Annotated in this window: 19 protein-coding genes and 1 pseudogene; 8 read left to right on the top strand and 12 right to left on the bottom strand. The window is 64.7% G+C overall.

Annotation, left to right across the window (positions count from 1 at the left end; all coding sequences use genetic code 11):
* Positions 1–47: 47 nt before the first annotated feature.
* Positions 48–401, top strand: coding sequence for a hypothetical protein (locus K1X41_RS04830; RefSeq protein ID WP_132204573.1), 354 nt, complete (start codon positions 48–50; stop codon positions 399–401).
* Positions 402–471: 70 nt separating this feature from the next.
* On the opposite strand, the gene K1X41_RS04825 is transcribed toward K1X41_RS04830, so the two are convergent.
* The 3 genes from K1X41_RS04825 to K1X41_RS04815 form a co-directional block, all read right to left on the bottom strand.
* Positions 472–885 carry an META domain-containing protein gene (locus K1X41_RS04825; protein WP_258566656.1) on the bottom strand — a complete coding sequence of 138 codons (414 nt, stop codon included), beginning with the start codon at positions 883–885 and terminating at the stop codon, positions 472–474.
* A 103-nt stretch (positions 886–988) separates the two neighbouring features.
* Positions 989–2,515, bottom strand: a complete 1,527-nt coding sequence (locus K1X41_RS04820) for an aldehyde dehydrogenase (NADP(+)) (RefSeq protein ID WP_220175440.1) — start codon at positions 2,513–2,515, stop codon at positions 989–991.
* Between the two features lie 247 nt (positions 2,516–2,762).
* The gene (locus tag K1X41_RS04815) at positions 2,763–3,788 is read right to left on the bottom strand and encodes an agmatine deiminase family protein (RefSeq protein WP_220175439.1); all 1,026 of its coding nucleotides are present in this window, start codon (positions 3,786–3,788) and stop codon (positions 2,763–2,765) included.
* A gap of 249 nt (positions 3,789–4,037) precedes the next feature.
* On the opposite strand from K1X41_RS04815, the gene K1X41_RS04810 reads away from it, so the two are divergent.
* From K1X41_RS04810 to K1X41_RS04790, 5 genes are all read left to right on the top strand, one after another.
* Positions 4,038–5,222 carry a branched-chain amino acid ABC transporter substrate-binding protein gene (locus tag K1X41_RS04810; RefSeq protein ID WP_133615990.1) on the top strand — a complete coding sequence of 395 codons (1,185 nt, stop codon included), beginning with the start codon at positions 4,038–4,040 and terminating at the stop codon, positions 5,220–5,222.
* A 112-nt stretch (positions 5,223–5,334) separates the two neighbouring features.
* The gene (locus K1X41_RS04805; protein WP_132204583.1) at positions 5,335–6,228 is read left to right on the top strand and encodes a branched-chain amino acid ABC transporter permease; all 894 of its coding nucleotides are present in this window, start codon (positions 5,335–5,337) and stop codon (positions 6,226–6,228) included.
* Between the two features lie 2 nt (positions 6,229–6,230).
* Positions 6,231–7,364, top strand: a complete 1,134-nt coding sequence (locus K1X41_RS04800; RefSeq protein WP_220175438.1) for a branched-chain amino acid ABC transporter permease — start codon at positions 6,231–6,233, stop codon at positions 7,362–7,364.
* Positions 7,361–8,188, top strand: a complete 828-nt coding sequence (locus K1X41_RS04795; RefSeq protein WP_220175437.1) for an ABC transporter ATP-binding protein — start codon at positions 7,361–7,363, stop codon at positions 8,186–8,188. The genes K1X41_RS04800 and K1X41_RS04795 overlap by 4 nt, the downstream gene beginning before the upstream one ends.
* Positions 8,185–8,895 (top strand): ABC transporter ATP-binding protein, encoded by a 711-nt coding sequence (locus tag K1X41_RS04790; protein WP_132204587.1) that lies wholly within the window; start codon positions 8,185–8,187, stop codon positions 8,893–8,895. The genes K1X41_RS04795 and K1X41_RS04790 overlap by 4 nt, the downstream gene beginning before the upstream one ends.
* Before the next feature lie 176 nt (positions 8,896–9,071).
* Here the strand turns inward: K1X41_RS04790 and K1X41_RS04785 are convergent, their stop codons facing one another.
* The 8 genes and pseudogenes from K1X41_RS04785 to K1X41_RS04750 all read right to left on the bottom strand — a co-directional run bounded on the left by K1X41_RS04785 (position 9,072) and on the right by K1X41_RS04750 (position 16,919).
* Positions 9,072–10,565 (bottom strand): FAD-dependent oxidoreductase, encoded by a 1,494-nt coding sequence (locus K1X41_RS04785; protein WP_220175436.1) that lies wholly within the window; start codon positions 10,563–10,565, stop codon positions 9,072–9,074.
* Complete coding sequence (locus K1X41_RS04780) at positions 10,562–10,933, bottom strand: 2Fe-2S iron-sulfur cluster-binding protein (protein WP_309478071.1); 372 nt, start codon at positions 10,931–10,933, stop codon at positions 10,562–10,564. The genes K1X41_RS04785 and K1X41_RS04780 overlap by 4 nt, the downstream gene beginning before the upstream one ends.
* Positions 10,930–12,084 (bottom strand): NAD(P)/FAD-dependent oxidoreductase, encoded by a 1,155-nt coding sequence (locus K1X41_RS04775; protein ID WP_220175435.1) that lies wholly within the window; start codon positions 12,082–12,084, stop codon positions 10,930–10,932. The genes K1X41_RS04780 and K1X41_RS04775 overlap by 4 nt, the downstream gene beginning before the upstream one ends.
* On the bottom strand, positions 12,081–12,818 hold the full coding sequence (locus K1X41_RS04770) for a GntR family transcriptional regulator (RefSeq protein WP_220175434.1): 738 nt from the start codon (positions 12,816–12,818) through the stop codon (positions 12,081–12,083). The genes K1X41_RS04775 and K1X41_RS04770 overlap by 4 nt, the downstream gene beginning before the upstream one ends.
* 9 nt (positions 12,819–12,827) lie before the next feature.
* On the bottom strand, positions 12,828–13,790 hold the full coding sequence (locus tag K1X41_RS04765; RefSeq protein WP_220175433.1) for an ornithine cyclodeaminase family protein: 963 nt from the start codon (positions 13,788–13,790) through the stop codon (positions 12,828–12,830).
* On the bottom strand, positions 13,787–14,794 hold the full coding sequence (locus tag K1X41_RS04760) for a proline racemase family protein (RefSeq protein ID WP_220175432.1): 1,008 nt from the start codon (positions 14,792–14,794) through the stop codon (positions 13,787–13,789). The genes K1X41_RS04765 and K1X41_RS04760 overlap by 4 nt, the downstream gene beginning before the upstream one ends.
* 32 nt (positions 14,795–14,826) lie before the next feature.
* The gene (locus K1X41_RS04755) at positions 14,827–15,732 is read right to left on the bottom strand and encodes a dihydrodipicolinate synthase family protein (RefSeq protein ID WP_220175431.1); all 906 of its coding nucleotides are present in this window, start codon (positions 15,730–15,732) and stop codon (positions 14,827–14,829) included.
* A 102-nt stretch (positions 15,733–15,834) separates the two neighbouring features.
* Positions 15,835–16,919 (bottom strand): annotated as a pseudogene (locus K1X41_RS04750) (proline racemase family protein).
* 101 nt (positions 16,920–17,020) lie between these two features.
* On the opposite strand from K1X41_RS04750, the gene K1X41_RS04745 reads away from it, so the two are divergent.
* Both K1X41_RS04745 and K1X41_RS04740 read left to right on the top strand, forming a co-directional pair.
* The gene (locus K1X41_RS04745; RefSeq protein ID WP_220175430.1) at positions 17,021–17,926 is read left to right on the top strand and encodes a DMT family transporter; all 906 of its coding nucleotides are present in this window, start codon (positions 17,021–17,023) and stop codon (positions 17,924–17,926) included.
* A 128-nt stretch (positions 17,927–18,054) separates the two neighbouring features.
* Positions 18,055–18,405 (top strand): nuclear transport factor 2 family protein, encoded by a 351-nt coding sequence (locus K1X41_RS04740; RefSeq protein WP_132204605.1) that lies wholly within the window; start codon positions 18,055–18,057, stop codon positions 18,403–18,405.
* A gap of 109 nt (positions 18,406–18,514) precedes the next feature.
* On the opposite strand, the gene K1X41_RS04735 is transcribed toward K1X41_RS04740, so the two are convergent.
* Positions 18,515–22,300, bottom strand: a complete 3,786-nt coding sequence (locus tag K1X41_RS04735) for a multifunctional oxoglutarate decarboxylase/oxoglutarate dehydrogenase thiamine pyrophosphate-binding subunit/dihydrolipoyllysine-residue succinyltransferase subunit (RefSeq protein WP_258566655.1) — start codon at positions 22,298–22,300, stop codon at positions 18,515–18,517.
* Positions 22,301–22,475 lie beyond the last annotated feature (175 nt).

Here is a 22,475-nt window from a genome sequence, read left to right as displayed (position 1 = left end):
CCAGCACACCGCGGTATCGAGAAACACCGCGGAGATAGGACACCACCATGGAAATCGTCAAGGGAATTCTCGTTGTACTGCACCTCGTCGGCTTCGGCGCGGTGTTCGGCAGCACGCTCGCGCAGCTGTCACTCGTGAAAGAAGCTCGTGCGCGCATCACGCCCGGCATCCTGCACGGGGCAAATCTGTTGTTCGTGACGGGGCTGCTGCTCGTTGCCTCGCTGTACATGCTCGGTGGTTCGCCGAACAACGTGAAGATCGGTGTCAAGACGCTCGTACTGATTGCGATCATCGTCGTGATCCTCGTGAACCGTAAGAAGGACAACGTCTCGGGCGGAGTGCTCGGCGCGATTGCCGGTCTGTCGCTCGTGAACGTCGCCCTCGCGGTGCTCTGGAACTAGCTCGGGAGCACACACAACGGCGGGCGTTGGATCAGAAGATGATCCAACGCCCGCCGTTGTGCGTGTTGCGCTAGCTCGCCTTTGCTGGGCGCTGCAGCGTGCCGATCTGCTTGCCCTGCTCATCGAGCACGGTGAGCGTTTTCCCGTCCATGGTGGCCGTGTGGGCCTGGCTCAGCCAGGCATCAACGCCCTCGCAGAACATCATCGTGGAGCGCATGACGCCGAACTCGATGACGTCATCTTTCACGGTGTAGCTTCCGCCGAGGACGTTGCAGCCGTCGTTCCCGCCGTATTCACCCCCGGCTTTGCCTTCCGTTGGCGTGAATTCGAGTGACGGCTCGCCTTTCGTCTCAGCGGGAGCACCCCATGCGCCAGCCACTGCTGCCGCAGTGTCGACCGGGCTCGCCGATGCCGAGCATGCGGCGAGCCCCAGCACCGAGGCAGTTGCGATGAGTGCGCCGGCGGCGCGTAGCTGAATCTTCATAGTTCCTATTTTACCGCTGTGAACAGCCACTCTCGGCTGTGAGTTCGCCCACGCTCGTGCCCGAGGTTGTCCGAGCCGGCTGGACAGGGAGCCACCGCGCCCGTCACGCCTCCGAGCGCCAGCGTGCTCCCCAGCTCTGCGATTCGCCCGCGGGCGAGATGTGCTGGGGAATACCTGCGGGGTTGGTGTCTTGGAGTGCATCGGGGAGGAAGGCCTGCGGGGCATTCTGGTAGGCGACGGGTCGCATAAAGCGGCTGATCGCTGCAGTGCCGACTGACGTGCTGGCATCGTTCGTCGTCGCGGGCCAGGGGCCGCCGTGCTGCTGTGCTGGGGTGACGGCGACACCGGTGGACCAGCCGTTGAAGAGTACCCGACCGACCTGCTGTGCGAGGGCTGCGACGAGGGCGCGGAGCTCTGGTGCGTTGGCGGTGGTGCCGGTGGCCTCTGCGGTGCTGTGATGGAGCGTGCCGGTGAGGTTGCCTTCGTAGAACTCGGGCATGAGTGCTGCGAGGTCGGTGTCTGCGGGGGTTTCGACGATGATGGAGAGCGGGCCGAAGGCCTCTTCGACGAGGGCCGCGGCGTTCGCACGGAAGTCATCGAGGGACACGGCGACCACCGTGGGGGTGGCCCACCCGTGCCCGTCGGTGTCGAATCGGATCCCGCCAGGAATAAGTGCGGTGACGCCCGGGGCTGCGAGGATCTCGGTCCGACGCTCGTCGAAGCTGCGAGCGATGCGGGGGTCGAGGAGTCGGTGCTCGGCGAGCTCTCCGGCTGCTTCTTGGATTGCTGCAGGCAGCCGTGTGCCGGCCGGCACGAACACGAACCCCGGCTTGGTGCAGAGCTGTCCGGCGGAACCGGAAACGCTCGTGAGGAAGCCGGTCGCGATTTCGCTCGCGCGTTCGGTGACGGCATCAGCGGTGATGAAGACCGGGTTGACGCTTCCGAGCTCACCGTAGAACGGAATGGGTGCTGGCCTGGAGGCTGCGATGTCTGCGAGAAGACGGCCAACGGCAATCGAACCCGTGAACGCACCAGCTTTGATGCGGCGGTCTTGCAGTACGGCAACTCCAGCCTCACGGCCGTGGATGAGTTGGAACGTGCCTTCGGGCATGCCAGCCGTGTGAAGCGCTGCAGCGGCGACGGCGGCGGTTGCGTCGGAGAGTTCGGGGTGGCCGGAGTGCGCCTTGACGATGAGGGGGCAGCCAGCCGCGAGGATCGCGGCGGAGTCGCCGCCCATGACTGAGAACGCGAAGGGGAAGTTTGAGGCCGAGAAATTGATGACGGGTCCGACGGGGAGATGGGTGCGGCGGATATCTGGGCGGACACCGAGGGCGAACGCGGTGTCTGCCGGGTCAATTCGCGCGTCGAGGTAGCCGCCGTCGACGAGAGTGTCGGCGAAGAGTCGGAGCTGGACGGCGGTGCGGGTGACTTCGCCAGTGAGACGCACTTCGGTGAGGCCGGTTTCACGCATCCCAATCTGCACCAGGTCGTTCTTGTGGGCTTCTAGTGCATCGGCGACTGCGACGATGGCGCGTGCGCGGGATTCCGGCGCGGTAGCGGCGAAGGCGGGTGCTGCGGCAGCGGCGCGCGCGACAACGGCCTCAAGTTCGGGCGAAAGCGACTCGGTCATGGGGGTCCTTCTCTGCTCGGGACGGGGCAACGGTTCGCCGCCCTGAATGCGGTCTGCAATGTGCAATTGTACAGCGATCATTGCTGTGATCCAGCACAGCTGAACCGCCAGTCTCCCACGCCGAGCTGGCGCAAGGTGCTGCCAAACTGAACAGTCCCGCACAGGTGAACTGTGCGGGACTGCTCGGGGGTGCAGTGCGCGCGGCGTGGCGCGCGAGCTCTGCTCGTGCTGAGCTCGCGGTTGGGGCTTACGCCACTTTTGGCTGCTGCTGCGTGATGCAGTGGATGCCGCCGCCGCGTGCGAACAGGGGTCGCGCGTCAATAGCGATGACCTTGCGGCCTGGGTAGACCTCGCGCAGTGTCGCGAGTGCGCGGTCATCGGCTGGATCATCGAAGGAGCACGCGAGTACCGCCCCGTTGATGACCACGTGATTGATGTAGCTGTAATCCACGAAGCCTTCAGCGTCGCGCAGCGTCTCTGGGGCGGGGAGATCGAGAATGTCGAAGCCTGCTGAGGTGTTGAGCCGATACTGTTCGGCCACCTCGCGGTTCGTTCGTGCGATGATGTGGTCCGGATGTGATTGTGCATCCTGACGGTGCATGAGCAGCACTTCTGGGGTGGTGAACGCCGCGAGGATGTCCGAGTGACCGCGTGTGCCAAAGGTGTCGTGGTCTCGGGTGAGCCCGCGGGGGAGCCACAGAGCGCTCTCCGCCCCGATCGTGCGCAGGAGTTCCGCCTCGACCTGCTCGCGGGTCCAGCCGGGGTTGCGGCCCGGATCGAGCTGCACGGTCTGTGTGATGACCACGCGTCCTGTGCCGTCGACCTGGATTCCGCCCCCCTCGTTCGTCATCTCCGAGTCAATGAGTTCGGCTCCGGCCGCCTCGGCCACGATGCGCCCGATGTGCTGATCGTGCTCCCAGCTTGCCCAGTCTTGACCGCCCCAGCCATTGAATCGGTAGTTCACGGCGCCCAACTTGCCGTCGTCGCCAATGACGAAGCTCGGGCCAATGTCGCGCATCCATGCGTCGTCGAGCGGCGCGCTGAGGCGATCGATCTGAGTTGACAGATAGCGTGCCGCGACGTCTTCGTCGCCCGGGTTCACCACCACCGTGACGTCCTCGTGCTCGCTCGCAGCGTTCGCCACAGCCGCCCAGGTGGTGCGGGCCTCTTCGACCTCGGACTCGGTTTCGCCGAGTGTGTACCCGCTTGTGGGCCAGGCGAGCCAGAGCCGTTCCTGCTCGTGTCCCTCGATCGGCATGCGCCAGGTCGTCATGTGTTGCTCCTCAAAGTCGTGGGTGTGCAGTCCTCATGTTACTGGGTGGGCGACCAATAGGCGACCCCCGAGCAATGGAAGAATCGCGCGGTGTTCTCAGCCTCGGGTCGGCGGGCCCTCGGTGCCGAATTGTAATCCGGCGGGGGTGGCGTTGAAATCTCTGCTGTGTAATATTGCACATGGCGCAGTGCTTGCGCCGCACTCACAGTCTTCCATGTGATTCAACGAAGCATCAGGAAAGGAAGAACGATGCCTGCACCCCACACTCGCTGGACCCAGAGGATCGCGACCGTAGGAGTTCTCGCCGCAACGGCGGCGCTCGTGCTCAGCGGCTGTTCCGGCGGCGTCGCCGGATCCGGCGACAGCGGATCGACTGACGGTCCGATCAAACTCGGTATGCTTGCCCCCTTCTCCGGCTCGGAGGCCGCGTTCGGTGACTACATGAAGAACGGCGCACAGATGGCTGTCGACGAAATCAACGCCGACGGCGGTGTCGATGGCCGTGACCTCGAACTCGTCGTCGAAGATGACGCGTGTGACGCTACGGCCTCCGTCGCTGCTGCGCAGAAACTTGTGACCGCCGGGATATCCGTCTCCGTTGGCGGCTACTGCTCGGGAGCTACACTCCCGACGCTGCCGATCTTTATGGAAGCCGGCATCTCGGTCGTGATCCCGGCGGCCAATTCGAACGCGCTTGTCGGACAAGGTGCCTTCCTCATCAACGGCACGGGTGCACAGCAAGCTGGCGCAACAGTGAAGTACATCAATAAGGTTGGGGCGAAATCGGTCGCTGTGATCGATGACAACACGGACTACTCCAAAGACCTTGCCAACTCGGTGATCGACCAGTCGAAGACTGACGGCGACTTCGAGATCGTGAAGACCGACTCGGTGAACCCGGACGAGAAAGACTTCGCGGCAAACGTGAATAACGTGCTCGGTGCGAACCCCGATTTCGTGGTCTGGACGGGCTACTACCAGGCAGGCGGACTGCTCGTACGCCAGCTTCGCGAGGCCGGCTATGACGGCCCGATCCTCGTCGGTGATGGTTCAGTTGACGCGCAGCTCGCCGCGATTGCCGGAGCGGAGTTCGTGGACAATGTGGTCGGCACGTTCACGCAGACCCCCGACATGCTTGAGGGAGCGGACACCTGGATCGCCGACTACACCGAGACCTTCGGCGAGGCACCGGGGCCATACTCAACGCAGAGCTATGACGCCGTGCGCGTGGCGGCCGAGGCGATCGCGCAAGCCGGGTCGACAGACGCCGATGCGGTCACTGCCGCACTCGCGGCATTCGACGGGTTCCCACTGTTCTCAGGACCGGCGACCTTCGCCGACGACGGCACGCTCGAGGGCAGCGGTGGCTTTGTCATCGTCGAACCGACCGGTGATGACGGCGCATTCGTCATGAAGGACAACCTGCAGGAGTAGGGCAGCGCGGGGTCGCCAGGTCCATTCCAGGCGGCCCCGCCACGTCGGACGGCCCTGACGCAGTGGGCCGTTCCAGCCACCAGCTTTCCCTCGAAACTGCAAAGGCGGAAACGTGTTTCAACTCATCTGGAACGGCCTCTTCGTCGGGTCGTTCTACGCGCTCGTCGCGCTCGGCTACAGCATGGTCTACGGGATCATCAAATTGCTCAACTTCGCCCACGGCGACCTCTATATGTTGGGATCCTTCCTCGCGTTCGTGATCCTTGGCGGCGCGACCGGATTGTTCGGCCTCGGGTCGATACCGATCCTGCTGCTCGTGCTCCTCATCACGATGCTGCTCACCGGCGGCATCGGTGTGATGATCGAGCGAGTGGCCTACCGTCCACTTCGCACGAGTCCCCGGCTCGCTGCGCTCATCACCGCGGTCGGTGTGTCCTTCACCCTCGAGTATGCGGTGCGGCAAATCTTCGGGGCGAGCCCGCTCGTGTTCCCGATCCGGCTCGCAGGAGCCCCGATCGAGGTCTTGGGCGCGCGGATCACGATGCCGCAACTCGTGCTCATGCTCGTGGCAGCGCTGCTGATGTTCTTCCTGCAGCGCTACATTATGCACTCCCGAGAGGGACGTGCGATGCGCGCCATCGCGCTGGATCAGAAGGCTTCCCTGCTCATGGGGGTCAATGTGAACCGCGTCATCTCGCGCACCTTTTTCATCGGCTCGGCACTCGCGGGAGCCGCCGGGGTCATGGCGGCGGCCTATTACGGCACGATTGACTTCCTCATGGGATTCGTGATTGGCCTCAAGGCCTTCACTGCCGCTGTGATCGGCGGCATCGGCAACCTCTACGGAGCGATGCTCGGCGGCCTCGTGCTCGGGCTCCTCGAATCTTTCGGCACCCACTGGCTTGGTGGCCAGTGGCGCGACGTCTTCGCATTTGGCTTCCTGATTCTCTTCCTGGTCTTCCGGCCAACGGGGATACTCGGCGAGCGCGTGGTGGAAAGGGTCTGATCATGGCACGACTCCAAAAACATCAGCTGCGGGTTCCGAAGCCCTATATCGAGCGGCCGCCCGCGGTCACCGGGATACTCGCACCCGAGCGCTTCATGAAGCTCGTTGGCCTGCTCCTCTTCATCGGGGCAGCAGTGCTCCCGTTCATTACGGCGACGCCGTACATGATCTCGATCCTGACCTCCGCCATGATCTATATCGTGCTCGCCATGGGGCTCAACGTTGTCGTCGGCTACGCCGGGCTCCTCGATCTCGGCTACATCGCCTTCATGGCGGTGGGGGCGTACACGAGCGGGATTCTCACCACACAGTTCGGCTTCTCGATGCTCGAGACGATTCCGATCGTCGTGCTGGCCTGCATCATCGCAGGGGTCGTGATTGGAGGGCCAACGCTGCGGCTGCGCAGCGACTACCTCGCGATCGTGACCCTTGGGTTCGGGGAGATCATCAGAATCACCGCCAACAACTTGCAAGTCACGGGTGGCCCAAGCGGCATCCACGGCATCCCGACCTGGTCGTTCTTCGGCTGGTCTTTCGCAGACGGACTCGAACTTTTCGGCGTGCACTTCGGCCCGAAGATCCTGTTCTACTACTTCGTGCTCTTCGTCGGTATCGGCCTCGCCGTGGTGGCCGTGTCCCGGCTCGGGCGGGGCAAACTCGGCCGCGCGTGGAAGTCGGTGCGTGACGACGAGGATGTCAGCGAGGCGATGGGGATCAATGGGTACAAGACGAAGCTCGCCGCCTACATCATCGGTGCCGTGTGGGGCGGCTTCGCTGGCACCCTCATGGCAGGGCACTTGAGTGCAATCTCGCCCAACAGCTTCGAGTTCCTCTACTCAGCGCTCGTGCTGATGGCTGTCGTGCTCGGTGGCATGGGATCGACTCCGGGCGTCATCATCGGCGCGCTGTTCGTCTCACTCGCTCCTGAGCTGCTGCGCGAATTCTCGGAGTGGCGCTTCCTGATCTTTGGCGTTCTACTCGTGGTCGCCATGATCTTCCGTCCGAAAGGAATCTGGCCGGCAAACGCGGTGCTGCCGTTCCTCAAGAAGCGAACCATCCCCGAGGTACCCGCCACCGAGGCCATCGAGGTCGCCGGAGAAACCGCTGGGCCAGACATTGAGGAGGAACGGCGATGAATGAGGCGCAGGGACAGTCACCCGTGGCGGCACCGGGGCTGCGACCGGAGGGGCGTGGCGAGGCGCTGCTCTCGGTGCGGGAGCTCGCGGTGTCATTCGGTGGAATCAAGGCCGTCGCTGGCCTGAGCTTCGAGGTACACGAGGGAGAAATCGTCTCCGTGATCGGCCCGAACGGCGCTGGGAAAACGAGCGCCTTTAACTGTATCTCCGGCTTCTATCGCCCGAACGAAGGCAGCGTGGTCTTCGCTGGGGAGGAAGTGACACGAAAGAAGCCCTCGGCGATCACGGAACGCGGCATGGCTCGTACTTTCCAGAACGTCCGCTTGTTCAGCGATATGACAGTGCTCGACAACGTGAAAACAGGCATGCACTCGCACCTCGGGCAGAACGTCTTCGATGCGATGCTGCACACGCCACGGTACACACGCAGCGAGGCGCAGTGCACCGAAGACGCACGTGGCTGGCTTGACTTCGTAGGTTTCCGGGCAGACGACGAACTGCTCGTGACGCAGTTGCCCTATGGGGAACAGCGTCGAGTCGAGATCGCCCGAGCCCTCGCAACGCAACCGAGACTGCTGCTGCTCGACGAACCGGGCGCTGGCCTGAACCACTCGGAGAAGAACGAACTCATGGCGCTGATTCGTCGCATTCGCGACCTCGGAGTCAGCATTGTGCTGATCGAACATGACATGGGGCTCGTGATGCAGGTTTCTGAACGCATTGTGGTGCTGAATTACGGCAAAGAGATCGCAGAGGGAACACCGGAACAGGTGAAACAGGATCCGGTGGTCATTGCCGCCTACCTGGGGGAGGAAGAAGCATGAGCAGTCTTAACCTCGAGAACGTCGAGCTGTACTACAACCGCGTGCACGCGTTGCGTGACCTCAGTATCGAGGTGCGCGAGGGCGAAATCGTCTCGCTCCTTGGCAACAACGGAGCAGGCAAGACGTCGACGCTCTCGCTCATCTCCGGCTTGGTTCGTGCGAAGAGTGGCACCATCACCTGGGGTGGCAAGAACCTTGCGAAGCTGCAGCCATGGGACATCGTCGGTGCCGGCCTGATCCACATCCCAGAGGGGAGACGGATCTTCTCGACGCTTTCCGTGCACGAAAACCTCCTACTTGGCGGCTACCTCGTGAAAGACCAGAAGCTGATCGCCGAGCGCGCGGCTCACGCGTACGAGCTGATGCCACGACTCGCTGAGCGTCGCGAGCAGCAGGGCGGCACTCTCTCAGGCGGCGAGCAGCAGATGCTCGCGCTTGGTCGGGCGCTCGTCGGTGGCCCACAGCTGCTCTTGCTCGATGAACCCTCGATGGGCCTCGCGCCGCTCATCGTGAAACAAGTGATGGACATCATTCGTGCGGTCAATAGCGAGGGCACCACGGTGCTGCTCGTCGAACAGAACGCTCGGGCAGCCCTCAAAATTGCTGATCGGGCGTATGTGCTCGAATCGGGGCGGGTGACCATGGCCGGGCCCGCCGCGGAGCTTGCGGCGGATCCGCGGGTGATTGAGGCGTATCTGGGAGCGTGATTGCAGAGTCCGTCGGTGCGTGATCGCCTCGGACCAATCCTGGTCGAGCAGACAGCAGATGCTGCTCACGGAACTCTCCGAGCGCGCTGCCGTGCTCGATCCTCGAACCGGTGCAACGGGCGCGCTGCAGGCTCGCGAGATTATCGAGCTTGCGGCGCGCTCATATCGCGGGGCGCTCATTTCGCGGGGCGAGGTGAGGGCTCGTCTGCCAGCATGCGTAGCGCTCCAAGGGGCAGCGGCTGAGCCACCGGGCGGTGCGCGTTCTGGGTGAGCGAGGCAGCGCTCGGCGTGGAGCTGCCCCCGGCGAGACAGGAGACCGCGAAGCCGCAGACGCGCCCCTGACACCAGCCCATGCCAGCGCGGGTGATGCCTTTCTGGCTGCGAGAATCATCGCTCGCCAGCTCGTCGCGGGCATGCCGCAACGACCCCGCGGTGACTTCTTCGCAGCGGCACACGAGCGTGTCGTCGCAGACGAGGTCCTCCCAGCCGGCTGGCACTGGGTGTGCGAGGTGCATCGCCGCCGCGAACGCGCGGTGGCGGCGAATCGCGCGCAATTCTGAGGTCGAAGCCGCTCGTACCCGAGCCGCACCACTTCCCGCTGCGACGCGACCCGCGATCCGGCCCTCAAGCACCGCGAGCGTCGCACCGCCGACCCCGGTGAGCTCGCCAGCGATGAGGAGGCCGGGCACTGAGGAGCGCTGTGCCGCGTCCACCACCGCGACGAGTGAGCCGTCAAGATCCACTCGCGTTTCGACGCCAAGTTGCACGGGGAGCTCCATCTGCGGAGTGAAGCCCCACCCCAGGCCGACGGCATCGACGCCGTCGATCACCCGTTCGGAACCCGGCACTGGGCGCCCCGCGCGGTCGACTCGCGCCGTGCGCACGGCCGTGACTCGGTCGGTGCCGATGATCTCGGTGATGACTGTGCGGCGGCGATAGGGGATGCGGTGTCGGAGGAAGGTGCCGACGTAGGCGGCTCCCTCGACGCCCTTGGTGGGAACCGCTGCCGCGCGGTGAGCGCGCGGCAGCCAGCCGGTAAGGTCGGTGGCCTCGCAGACCGCGGCAACAGTGCCACCGGACCGCGAGATTCCGGCCGCGACCGGGAGGAGAAACGGGCCAGTGCCCGCGATCACAAAGCGCGCGCCGGGCAGGCTCCCGTTTTGCTTCATGAATGACTGAATGCCACCGGCTGCATATACGCCGGGCAGCTCCCAGCCCGGCACCGGAAGTTGCCGGTCATAGCCCCCGGTCGCGAGAATCAGGCTGGTGGCGGTGACCTGCGCCGGAGCCTCTGGAGTCGTACCAGCAACCGGGGTCGTGGAGAGTGCGAAACGGCGCTCCAAGCGCCGCGCCTGCCACACACTCGTGCCCGGAAAATGCGTCAGTCGCCCGCTCGCGCGCCCGCGATCAAAGTCCGCGCGCAGTTCCTGATACTCGGCCCAGCCGTGGTGGAGCGCGCCGTCATCGGGCACCCCGGCTGCCTCCGAACGGTGTCGCCAGAATTGCCCACCCGGTTGCACCCCGGAGTCGATGATGCAGACGCTGACGCCAGCGGCGAGTGCGGACTGCGCTGCGGCGAGCCCGGCCGGCCCGGCGCCCACAATCGCCACGTCGAAGTGCGAGCTGCGATCCACCGCGGTGCCGCGGGGCGAGTGCAGTGCCGCGTTCATGCGTCTGCACTCGTGATGGTCATCCCGTTGGCGAGCGGGATCATGCACGCGCGCTGGCCGCTCTCGCCGTCGATGGTGACGATGCAGTCGAAGCAGACGCCAATCCCGCAGAACAGGCCGCGTGCTGCACCACCGCGCGTGGTGCGCCAGCTCTGGCGGCCTGAGCCAATGAGGGCTGCCGCGATCGTGGCGCCGGGTGCCGCGGTGAGCGGTGCGCCGTTGAACGTGGCAGCTGGCTGCATTGGCTGTTCCCCGTGTGCCTGTTGTGTCTGCTGTTCCCCCTGTGCCGGCTGCGTCGCCGCTGTCTGCAACTCCCCCTGTTCAGTCTGATCCTGTGGTGTGCGCGCCGACTCGTGAACTCGGTTCATGCTGGGGCCTCCTCGCTGAAGCGCTGCGGTCGAAACGGGAACAGCGGGAGCTCTGGCTCAGCACCGCTCAGTGCCTGAGCCAGGAGCTTGCCGGTTCCAGCGGACAACCCGATCCCGGCACCCTCGTGGCCAGCTGCATGCCAGAGCCCGGGGGCGCGCGGATCGTGCCCGATGACCGGCAGATGGTCAGGACAGTAGGGGCGGAACCCGTGGTAGTGGCGGAGGATTCTGGTTCGCTCGAGGAACGGGAAGAGCTCGATCGCGTTCTGCGCGATTGTCCGTAGCGCAGTCTGGCTCACACGGTCATCAAAGCCAACGCGCTCGCGGCTCGAACCGATCAGAATGGTGCCAGCTGGTGTGCCTTCGACCACGGGTGAGGCCTGCAGGCCCTCGTCTGAGCTCCCAACGTTGTCGACGTACTCAGCGGCGTAGACCTTGTGGCGCACCATCGGCGGCAGCGGCTCAGTGACGAGCACGAAGCCGCGGCGGGGGAGCACTGGCACGGAAACGCCCGCCATAGCGCCAATCTCGCTGGCCCAGGTGCCTGTGGCGTTGACGGTGTGTGCCGCGCTGAAGTCTCCGCGCGGCGTGCGGGCCCCGGTCACCCGATCCCCCGAGCGCAGGAGCGCAGTCACTGGTGCTCTGGTGACGAGTTGTGCTCCCGCGTCACGGGCCAATCGCAGTAGTTGGGCCGCGGCGAGTATGGGCTGCACCTGGCTGTCCTCAGGGTAGAACGCAGCCCCCAACGCGCGCTCGGTCACGAACGGCTCACGCTCACGTAGCGCCGCAGGATCAAGCCGTTCAGAGGCAATTCCGGAGCTGCGCTGCGCGCTCGAAACACGCTCAAGCGAGGCCAGACTGCTCTCGTGGGATGCGACGATGATCCCGCCCTTTGCTTGAAATTCCCACAGCGCGGCGTGCTCAGCGAGCTCGCCTTTCCAGATACTGAGCGAGTACTGGGTGAGTTCCAACTCCGGCCCGAGCTCCTTGTCGGAGACGAGGATGTTCCCCTCGCAGCGCGACGTCGTTCCGCCGGCAGGCAGATCCCGTTCGAGTATCGTGACTCGCAAGCCAGCGCGCGCGGCGAAATAGGCGGTGGCAGCTCCGATGATGCCAGCACCAATGATGAGAACGTCGGAGCTGCGGGTCATGTCACCGCGGATCCATCCGAAGTGCCGGTCGCATCGGTGGCTGAGGCTGACTCTCCGGTAGCCCAGAGTGAGCTCGCGTGGCCGATGTGTTCTCGCAACAGTGCCTCGGCAGCGTCGCCGTCGTCCTCCCCGAGCACCTCGAGCAGCCGCTGGTGCTCTCTGGCCGAGTCGCCAAGCTTGCCCTCGCGCGCCAGCGTGGCGATCCCGTAGAGCCGAGTCCGCGTGCGCAGCGAGGTGGCCAGTTCCACGAGTTGCGGGTTTCCCGTTCTCGCGAGCAGAAGTGCGTGGAACTCGCGGTCCGTTCGGAGGTACTCTTCCAGATCTTCGCGCTCGGCCGCTCGCACGCACTCCGCCGCAAGGGCATCAAGCTCCGCGCGGATCTCCGCGGGAATATTGCCGACAACGTACTGCATGGCAGGCGGTTCCAGCAGCAGTCGAATTTGAGTGAGATCCTGCAGATCGCTGGGGCTCATCCGCGTCACTCGGAAGCCCTTGTTCTTGATCGTCTCGACGAGCCCCTCGCGTGCGAGGTCCATCATGGCCTCTCTCACCGGGGTCGCCGAGACGCCAAGCGCCTGGCCGAGCGAGGGAGCTGACACCACTTCTCCCTCGGCGAGCCGGCCGGTGATGATGGCGGTACGGAGCTGCTCAAGTACCGTCTCGCGGAGGTTCAGCGGCCGCTCCAGTGGCGTCCACGGCGACACGGGTTCCGGGGTGTGTGGGTGCGTTGACATGGGTGCTCCTCAGCGACGGGTGCTCTGCTCGGCCGCGGAGAATACGGCAGCCGCACAGATCAGATCTTCCCACGACATTCCGACTCCGGTATACAAAGCCGGTCGTCCGGTGCGGCGTGTCACTTCGCCTGAGACCAGCTCGCGCAGGTTTCGTGGGGCGGTTGGTGCGGCCCAGTCTGCCTCGGTGAGCGCCGTCGCAAGGTTGCCGTTCTCCCGGGCAGCAGAGGCGCGGCCCTCGACGACGACGTCGGAGCGCCGCACGAGCACATCGTCAACCTCCCGCAGATCGCGGCCGTGCGTTCCGACGGCAGCGACGATGGCGGTCTCGCGCACGAGGGAGCCATCGAAGAGGGGAGCGCAGGCGCTGGTGGTGCACAGGATGATGTCGGCTGCGCTGACCGCGGTTTCCGGCATCGCTCCGTAGTCCGCGATGTCAAGCTTCGGAAACTCGGCGCAGAGGGCCGTGACCCGCTCTGGGCTACGGCCGATCACGGCGAAGCGGGCTGCGGGAAATACGGCTCGTGCGGCTCGGATGTGCCCTGCGGCCTGCACGCCGGCACCGTAGACGAGTACGAGCGGTGCCTGTGGCGTGAGGCCCGGCGCTGCCGCGGCGAGGTGGCTCACCGCGGTGAGCGTGACCGCTGGGGTGCGGATCGCGGTGAGGCTCGCGCCCTCCAACACTGCGACGGGCGCGAGCGTGTCTGAGGAGTACAGGATGTAGACGCCCTGGATCTTCGCAAGGTTGCGCGCGGGGTTCTGTGGTGCAACGGTGAGCGCCTTCACCCCGCTGAACTCGCTGCCTTGCGCTGGCATCAACAGGAATTCTCCCCCTGGGGCCGCACTGAACAGGCGCGGGCTGTCACACTCAGGGTCGACGCCCGAGCGAAGCCCCGCAGTGATGGCTGCGATCGCCGTGGTGTACGGGAGTGCCGAGCGGATCTCGTCGGCATCAAGATATGGGAGTGACGTCACAGTAAGAACCCCTGTGGAAACGGATCGCTCGGATCGAGGAAGTACTGCGCAGTACCGGTGAGCCAGGCCCGGCCGGTAATGGTGGGGATCACTGCCTGCCGACCCGCGACCTCGGTCTCGGAGATCAACCGACCGGTGAAACGCGAGCCGATATACGACTCGTTGATGAACTCCTGCTGGAGCGAGAGTTCGCCTCGCGCGTAGAGCTGCGCCATCCGCGCACTCGTCCCGGTGCCGCACGGTGAGCGGTCAAACCAGCCGGGAAAGATTGCCATCGCGTGCCTCGAGTGCGCTGCGGTGGATCCGGGCGCTTCGAGATAAACATGGTGGCACCCGCGGATATCGGTGCGCTCCGGGTGGACCGGCTCATCCGCTGCGTTGATTGCCGCCATGATGGCGAGACCAGCGTCGAGGAGCTCCTGTTGGTTGCTGCGGTCGGCCCGAAACTCGATCCCGAGCTCTGTGAGCCGCACGATCGCGTAAAAGTTGCCGCCGAAGGCGAGATCGTAGGGTACCGTGCCGATGCCCGGCACCGCGACGCTGGCATCGAGGCGTTCCACGAACGACGGCACGTTTGTGATCGTGACCCGCTCGGCCCGGCCGTCGGCCACCGCGACCTCGGCCACGACCAGGCCGGCTGGTGTATCGAGCCGGATGGTGGTGACAGGCTCGGTGACGTCCACCATGCCGGTCTCCACGAGCACCGTTGCGACCCCGATCGTGCCGTGGCCGCACATCGGGAGACAGCCGGAGACCTCGATGTACAACACGCCCCAGTCAGCGTCCTGCCGGGTAGGCGGCTGCAGGATCGCGCCGCTCATGGCGGCGTGACCGCGCGGTTCGAACATCAGGAGCTGTCGCAGCTCATCGCGGTTCGCAAGGAACCAGGCACGCCGCTCCGCCATGGTGTGACCTGGAAATACGCCAACCCCGCCGGTAATGACGCGCGTGGGCATTCCCTCGGTGTGCGAGTCGACGGCGTGATAGACGTTCGAGGTGCGCATCGGTCTCCTTTCGGCTCAGCCTGCGGCCAACGCTACTGAGCGTAGCCTTTTGCCACAGCCTCTACGGTGTCGGCAACGATGCGGTCTGCAATTGCTTGCGGCAGGGGCAGCCGCGGGGGCCGACTCGGACCGCCGTAGCGTCCGATGACATCCATCGACAGCTTGATTGACTCGACGAACTCGGTTTTCGTATCCCAGCGCAGCAGCTTGTGGAGATCACGGTAGATCACCTGTGCGCGCTCGAGATCCTGGACGTTCCCAGAGGTGCAGAGTCGGTAGAGCTCGACTGTGGAGCGGGGAATTGCGTTGGGGTAGCCTGCGACCCAGCCGACCGCGCCGGCGATGCCGACTTCGAGCACGCTGTCGTCGGTGCCGATAAGGATGTCGATGTCCGGCGCGAGTTCTTTGATTTCGTAGATTCGGCGCGGATCACCGGTAAATTCCTTCACGCCCACCATGTGGCCTGCCTCGTGGATCTCCGCGATGAGATCCGGGATCAGGTCGACTTTCGTGTCGATCGGGTTGTTGTACCCCACGATGGGGAGCCCCGCCTGGGCCACCGTCGCATAGTGGTGCTTCACCTGCTCGCGGTTCGCCCGATACGTGTTCGGGGGGAGCAGCATCACGCAATCGGCGCCGGCAGCGGCAGCCTGCTCGGCCCAGCGCAGTGATTCAAGGGCGCCGTACGCACCGCATCCTGCCATGACGGAGAAACCGGCTGGCGCAGCGTCAACGGCGACCTCAATGACTTTGGCGCGTTCCTCAGCTGTGAGGTTCTGGTACTCGCCGAGGGAGCCGTTCGGGGCAATACCATCGCAGCCGTTGTCTGCAAGGAATTGGACATGATCAGCAAATCGGTCGTAGTCGACTGCGAGGTCCTCGGTGAACGGGAGCGCGGAGGCGACGATGACTCCGTGCCATGGTTTCTGAGTGGTCATCGGTGATGGTCCTTTCTGGTGGGCCAGCGTGCGAGAATCATCGATATAACGTGTGACATTGCACACTGTAGCAAAGGTGCCGTGCGCCTGCAATGAGGTGGGCTATCGGAGCACGAAGCCTAGGCCCACCGGATCGTTTGGATCGAGAACGAACTGGTGTTCCCCGGTGTGGAAGGCCGTGCCAGTGACCTCCGGAATGATTGGCGAAGACGAAGACGAAGACGAAGGGGAAGTCGTGGTTGTTGCGGGCTCCCAGCGCGCGTGAAAAACCGTGTCGACGATCGAGCGGTGCTCGAGGGTCGCCCCGTGTGGGAGCGTGCCGTCGGCCGCCAAGAGTGCGACCCGTGCACCGGTGCCCGAGCCGCAGGGGAGCGGTCGACCTCGCCGTCGGCAAAGACGGTAACGTTGCGTTGGCGAGAGCGAACGGGGCTGGCGGGGGTGTGCCCCGTGCCGAGGTCTTCCCAGAGGATGGTTCCGTACACTCCCGAGAGGCGGGAGTCAGCGGCGTGCTGTGCTGCAGCAGTGTGGGTCAGCGCGGCCTTGATCTCGCGCCCGGCCGCGATCAGTTCCGTGTAGTGTGCGGGACTCACGCTGAGCCCCAGGTCCGCAGCGCGCACCGACGCGTAGATTGCCCCGCTGAAGCTCAGATCGGCCCGCACGTCGCCTCTGCTCGTCGCGACCGGGATCCCGCGCGCGATGACGTGTGAGGGAACGTTGCGGAACGTGGCCCGCACGAGTGTCCAGTTGCGACGCTCAACGAACGCGGCAACTCTTCCCGATGGCACGTCAATCCGCACCTCGGTGACCCCATTGGGGTCAGATGCAACGAGGCCGGTATCGGTGGCCCACACGCCAAGCGCGATGGTGCCGTGGCCGCAGGCGGTCGAGAAGCCATCTTTGTGCCAGAACAACACGCCGAAGTGTGCGCCTGAATCGTTGGCCGGCACAATAAAGCCGCCGTACATGTCCGCGTGTCCACGGGGCTCCTGACAGAGGAACTGCCGGATCCGATCTGCGTCAGCCGCGTTGTGCTGTGCCGCAACGCGCCGCTCTGCGACGGTGGCGCCCTGCGGCACGGGGGCATCGCCGTGCACGATCCGGAATGGCTCGCCCGCTGTGTGATAGTCAGATGTGGTGATTGTGAGAGCCGCAGATGGCGCGTCCGTGTCCGTGCTGAGTGCGATCATGCGGTGGGGCCTCCTCGATGAGCGCACGCCCCGTGTGGGCCGGTGGATGTACGCAGTATTGTGTGACATGGTATACCGAAACCGGCCCGTAGAATAGTGGAATGAGAAGCAGCGTGGAGGGGGCCCAGCAGAACACCAGTTCCCCGGGCGGTGCACTGCTCGTACTTGCCGCGGCTGTGCTGTGGGGCACGACCGGAACCGCGGCGACCTTTGCGCCGAGCGCCGGGCCGATCGCCATTGGTGCAGCGGCGATGGGAGTGGGTGGACTGCTTCAGGCCGCGGTCGCAGTGCGCGCCCTCCGGCGCGACGCCGTAATTCTGCGCGCACACCCCGTGCTGGTGTTGCTCGGTGCGGTGTCGGTCGCGATCTATCCACTCGCGTTCTATGCGGGGATGCACCTCGCGGGTGTGGCCGTCGGGACTGTGGTCGCGCTTGCTTCCGGGCCGCTCTTCGCGGCGATCCTTGAGCGGGTGATTGATAGGAGTCCGCTCGGCACACAGTGGCTCGTGAGCGCGGGACTCGGGTTGGCGGGCACGGTGCTGCTCACGATTGATGGCGCAGCGGGGCGGAGCAGTGGTGATGTTCCGCTCGGAGTGGGGCTCGCGCTCATCGCAGGCGCCACCTATGCGCTCTACACCTGGGTGGCGCGGCGACTCATGGGTGCCGGCGCGGGATCCCGTGCGGCTATGGGAAGCGTGTTCGGGATCGGCGGTCTGCTGCTCGTGCCGGTGCTCATTGTGAGCGGAGGCGTGTTCCTGACCGACTCGCGAAACCTCGCTGTGGGGGTCTATATGGCACTGGTGCCAATGTTCCTCGGGTACCTCTGGTTTGGTATGGGCCTGCGCACGGTGTCAGCGAAGACCGCAACGGCGCTCACGCTCGCCGAGCCGGCCGTCGCGGCCGTGCTCGCCTGGTGGATTGTGGGAGAGCGGCTCGGGGTGCTCGGGCTCGCAGGGATTGCGTGTATCGCGCTGTGCCTCGCAGGGCTGAGTTGGCGGAGGAGCTAGGACGGCAGCGGCCTCCCCAGCGCGGGCGATGCACCCGGGGATGCCTCCGATGTTGACCTAGCGCGAACAGGGGTTTTCTCTGCGCGCTGAGTTTCGCCATGCGGAGAATACCGGGCTAGCCTGAGGCTATGCACGAAGAAGTGAGAGCAGCGGTCCAGCGTTACGTCGATGGTTGCGTCGCGGCAGATCCTGCAGCGGTCGCCGCTGCATTTGACGCGCACGCGGTGATGTGGGGCTACCTTGGTCCGACGTACACGACGATGACGGGCGCCGAATTCGCAGCGAACGTCGTCGCGGCAGCTGCGCCTGCCGGTGCCGAGTACAGCGCTGACATTCACGACATCATCGTGACGGGTGATATTGCGCACGCCATTCTCGATGAGCGCGGCTTCCTCGGTTCCGACTTTCGCAACCACTTCGGGCTGCTCCGTCGTGACGGTGTCTGGCGCATCACCAGTAAGGTCTTCACAACGGTGTAGCGGGGTGACGCCAGAGCGCGGCTGTTCTCTGCTGCATGGCGCCGCTTACACAACGGCTCGTCAGCTGGATCCCTGCGGATCCGGCTGACGAGCCGTTGTAGTCGTGTGCTTAGTCTTCGAACCTGAGCGCAGTGGAGATCAACGTCTCCTGCTCAACTGCGTGCACCTTCGCCGAGCCTGTCGACGGAGCGGCGGACGCAGCACGCGACACCACGCGGATGCGATCGTTCGCGAGGTGCTTCGACAGCTCGAGCGAGATGAACGGCCATGCACCCTGGTTCTCCGGTTCGTCTTGTACCCACACGAGCTCCGAACCGGAGTACTGGGTGAGGATACGGCCGAACTCGACGAGCGGCATGGGGTAGAACTGTTCGACGCGGACGAGTGCAATCCGGGGGTCCGGGTTCTTGTCGAGTGCGACCCGGAGGTCGTAGTAGACCTTGCCCGAGACGAGCAACACGCGCTCGACCTTCGACGCGTCCGTCACGTGTGGATCATCGAGCACTGGCTCGAAGTGGCCCGTCGTGAAGTCCTCGACGCTCGAGGTTGCGCCGCGCAGACGCAGCATCGACTTGGGGGTGAACACGATGAGCGGCTTTCGCGGACGTGCGTAGGCCTGTCGGCGGAGCAGGTGGAAGTAGTTCGCCGGCGTCGATGGGCGAGCCACGATCATGTTGTCTTCTGCGCAGAGCTGCAGATAGCGCTCGATACGCGCTGAGGAGTGATCCGGCCCCTGTCCTTCGTAGCCGTGCGGGAGCAGCATGACCACGGAGGAACGCTGACCCCACTTCTGCTCAGCAGCAGCGATGTACTCGTCGACCACGGCCTGCGCCGTGTTCGCGAAGTCACCGAACTGCGCTTCCCACAGCACGAGTGCATCTTCGCGCTGGAGCGAATAGCCGTACTCATAGGCGAGCGCCGCATACTCCGAGAGCAGTGAGTCGTAGATCCAGAATCGAGCCTGCTCCTCGGAGAGGTTGAGTAGCGGGATCCACTCCTGGCCATTTGCCCGGTCATGGAACACCGCGTGCCGCTGCGCAAAGGTGCCGCGGCGTGCGTCCTGACCAGCGAAGCGCACCGCGGTGCCCTCCATCAAGAGGGAGCCGAGCGCCAGGAGCTCGCCAAAGCCCCAGTCGATGCCTCCGGAGCGGCTCATCTCCATGCGCTTGTTCAGCAACTGCTGCAGTTTCTGGTGCACGGTGAAGCCAGCGGGCTTGTTTGCGTGCGCATCTCCGATGCGCTCGACGACGCTGCGATCCACCGCGGTCTCGAGCGGCGCGGGGCCGGGGCCACCGACCTCCGCGATTTCGCCGATCCCGCTCTGATCAATGATCGGAATCGCTCCGGTCTGCGCCGCGTGGGTCTCTTGGAACGCAAGCTCCAGGCGATCCTGGAAGTCCTGCTTCGCCTTCTCGTACTCTTCTTCAGAGATATCTCCACGGCCAACGAGTGCACTGGTGTACAGCCGACGCGTCGAACGCTTGGCCTCGATCAGATCGGTCATCAGCGGCTGTGTCATCGAGGGATCGTCGCCCTCGTTGTGGCCGCGACGGCGGTAGCAGATCAGATCGATGATGACGTCGATGTGGAACCGCTGACGGAACTCATACGCGAGCTTCGCCACGCGCACGACGGACTCGGGATCATCACCGTTGACGTGGAAGATCGGCGCCTGGACAACTTTGCCGATGTCCGACGAATAGACCGCGGACCGGGAATCAAGCGGCAACGTCGTGAAGCCGACTTGGTTATTGATGATGATGTGGATCGTGCCGCCGGTGCGGTAGCCCCGCAGCTGCGACATCTGCATGATCTCGTAGACAATGCCCTGACCGGCCATCGCTGCGTCGCCGTGCACCAAGATCGGCAGTGTGGTGAACGAGCCAATCGGCTTCAGATCCTGCTTCGCGCGGACAATGCCCTCGAGCACACCGTCGACAGTCTCCAAGTGGGAAGGGTTCGCTGCAAGATGGATCGGCACCTGTGTGCCGTTCGGTGCGGTGAAGACGCCCGAGGTCCCCAGGTGGTACTTCACATCGCCCGAGCCCGCCTTCGACGACTGTGTGCCCTCGAACTCGCGGAAGATCTGGCCGTACGTCTTGCCAGCGATATTTGAGAGTACGTTGAGCCGGCCGCGGTGGGCCATACCGATGTCGACGCTGTCGACGCCATCCTCTGCTGCATCAATCAGCATCGCGTCGAGCAGCGGAATGACAGACTCGCCGCCCTCCAAGCTGAAGCGCTTCTGACCCACGTACTTGGTCTGCAAGAAGGTCTCGAATGCCTCAGCCTCGTTCAGCTTTTCGAGAATGCGCATTTGCTCGTCCCGACTGGGCTTCGCGTAGTTGACCTCAAGTTGCTCGCGCAGCCACAGGCGCTGCGCGGGATCCTGAATGTGCATGTACTCGATGCCGATCTTGCGGCAGTACGAGTCACGCAGCACTCCAAGAATATCGCGCAGCAGCATGCTGCGCTTGCCCCCGATGCCGCCGGTGACGAACTCGCGATCCAGATCCCAGAAGGTCAGCCCGTGGGATTCGATCTCGAGGTCAGGGTGCGTGCGCTGCACGTACTCGAGTGGATCGGTGTCGGCCATGAGATGGCCGCGCACGCGGAAGGAATTGATGAGCTCCTGGACGCGCGCTTCCTTGTCGATGGCGCCTGAGATATCGACGTGAATGTCGGACGCCCACTGCACCGGCTTATATGGGATACGGAGCGCGGCGAAGATCTCCTCATAGAAGTTGTGCCCACCCGTGAGGCGTTCGTGCACGAGCTTCAGGAACTCGCCCGATCCGGCGCCCTGGATCACGCGGTGATCGTAGGTGCTTGTGAGCGTGATCGTCTTTGAGATGCCAAGGCGGGTCAGCACATCTTCCGAAGCGCCCTGGAATTCTGCGGGGTACTCCAGCGCGCCTGCACCAATGATGCACCCCTGGCCAGCCATGAGGCGGGGAACCGAGTGCACGGTACCGATACCACCCGGGTTGGTGAGCGAGACCGTGCCACCCTGGAAGTCGCCTGCGGCGAGCTTGCCGCCACGGGCGCGTTTCACCAGGTCCTCGTACGCTGCGAGGTACTCGTTGAAGTCAAGCGTCTCCGCGCGCTTCACCGCGGGCACCATCAGTGAGCGAGAGCCGTCCGGCTTAGGCAGATCGATGGCGATGCCGAGGCCCACGTGCGCGGGCACGAGCACAGATGGTTTGCCATCGACCTCGGTGTAGGCCACGTTCTGGCTGGGGAACGCCTTGAGCGTCTGGATCAGTGCCCAGCCGATCAGGTGTGTGAACGACACCTTGCCACCGCGGCTGCGCCTGAGGTGGTTGTTGATCACGATGCGGTTGTCAATCAGCAGCTTTGCTGGGATCGTGCGAACGCTCGTGGCGGTCGGAACCGTGAGGCTCTGGTCCATGTTCTTCGAGAGCGTGCGCGCCATCCCCTTGAGCGGAGTCACCACGTCTTCGGCGGTATCGGCGCCTGCTGCGGTCGCAGCCGCCGGTGCTGTGCGCGGGGCATCGGCAGGGATGGGGGCTGTGCGTGGCGCAGCGTTCGTGGTGCGCGCAGGCTGCGCCGGCGTGGTGATCGGCGTGGTTGCCGGCCCCGTCGCCGCTGCTGGCACTGCCGGGGAAGCTGGCGAAGCTGCTGGCGGGTTCTGGGCCGCGACGCCCGGGGCCACACTGCCCGGTACGGCACCGTGTGGTGTCGCTGTGCCCGTTGAAACGCTCTGGCTGGAGGGTGCGGTTGCGCCGTACCGCTCCAGTACCGGCCACCAAGATTGGTCAACCGAATTCTTGTCGACCTGGAACTGCTTCCACAGTTCGTCGACTAGCCAAGCATTTGCGCCAAAATCTTCTGCGGGGCCTGCCTGATCGGCGGCCTCCGTGCGCTCTGCCAAAGCAACATCCTCTCGGTCGTGCCAACTCTGTGGCATGTTTCCTGGGGCGGGGTTCAGCACCGTAGCCGTACCACACACCAGCCTACGCCTTTCACGGTGAACTCGCGGCATCGCTCCGTGGAGCTTTCCCAGAACGCAGTGGTAAAATCGGAAAACTATGGATGCAGGCCCTGGA

The organism is Leucobacter luti (genome assembly GCF_019464495.1).
In the GTDB taxonomy this organism is placed as follows: Bacteria; Actinomycetota; Actinomycetes; order Actinomycetales; family Microbacteriaceae; genus Leucobacter; species Leucobacter luti_A.
The sequence above is the reverse complement of the archived record's forward strand: the minus strand, read 5'-3'. Positions and strand labels throughout refer to the sequence as shown.

What these genes read in the sequence shown, in the direction of transcription:
- K1X41_RS04740 (WP_132204605.1), top strand. Translation starts at nt 18,055, where the DNA reads ATGCACGAAGAAGTGAGAGCAGCGGTCCAGCGTTACGTCGATGGTTGC.
- K1X41_RS04825 (WP_258566656.1), bottom strand. Translation starts at nt 885, where the DNA reads ATGAAGATTCAGCTACGCGCCGCCGGCGCACTCATCGCAACTGCCTCG.
- K1X41_RS04770 (WP_220175434.1), bottom strand. Translation starts at nt 12,818, where the DNA reads ATGTCAACGCACCCACACACCCCGGAACCCGTGTCGCCGTGGACGCCA.
- K1X41_RS04790 (WP_132204587.1), top strand. Translation starts at nt 8,185, where the DNA reads ATGAGCAGTCTTAACCTCGAGAACGTCGAGCTGTACTACAACCGCGTG.
- K1X41_RS04800 (WP_220175438.1), top strand. Translation starts at nt 6,231, where the DNA reads ATGGCACGACTCCAAAAACATCAGCTGCGGGTTCCGAAGCCCTATATC.
- K1X41_RS04780 (WP_309478071.1), bottom strand. Translation starts at nt 10,933, where the DNA reads ATGAACCGAGTTCACGAGTCGGCGCGCACACCACAGGATCAGACTGAA.
- K1X41_RS04760 (WP_220175432.1), bottom strand. Translation starts at nt 14,794, where the DNA reads ATGCGCACCTCGAACGTCTATCACGCCGTCGACTCGCACACCGAGGGA.
- K1X41_RS04755 (WP_220175431.1), bottom strand. Translation starts at nt 15,732, where the DNA reads ATGACCACTCAGAAACCATGGCACGGAGTCATCGTCGCCTCCGCGCTC.
- K1X41_RS04795 (WP_220175437.1), top strand. Translation starts at nt 7,361, where the DNA reads ATGAATGAGGCGCAGGGACAGTCACCCGTGGCGGCACCGGGGCTGCGA.
- K1X41_RS04775 (WP_220175435.1), bottom strand. Translation starts at nt 12,084, where the DNA reads ATGACCCGCAGCTCCGACGTTCTCATCATTGGTGCTGGCATCATCGGA.
- K1X41_RS04745 (WP_220175430.1), top strand. Translation starts at nt 17,021, where the DNA reads ATGAGAAGCAGCGTGGAGGGGGCCCAGCAGAACACCAGTTCCCCGGGC.
- K1X41_RS04820 (WP_220175440.1), bottom strand. Translation starts at nt 2,515, where the DNA reads ATGACCGAGTCGCTTTCGCCCGAACTTGAGGCCGTTGTCGCGCGCGCC.
- K1X41_RS04830 (WP_132204573.1), top strand. Translation starts at nt 48, where the DNA reads ATGGAAATCGTCAAGGGAATTCTCGTTGTACTGCACCTCGTCGGCTTC.
- K1X41_RS04815 (WP_220175439.1), bottom strand. Translation starts at nt 3,788, where the DNA reads ATGACGACCTGGCGCATGCCGATCGAGGGACACGAGCAGGAACGGCTC.
- K1X41_RS04810 (WP_133615990.1), top strand. Translation starts at nt 4,038, where the DNA reads ATGCCTGCACCCCACACTCGCTGGACCCAGAGGATCGCGACCGTAGGA.
- K1X41_RS04785 (WP_220175436.1), bottom strand. Translation starts at nt 10,565, where the DNA reads ATGAACGCGGCACTGCACTCGCCCCGCGGCACCGCGGTGGATCGCAGC.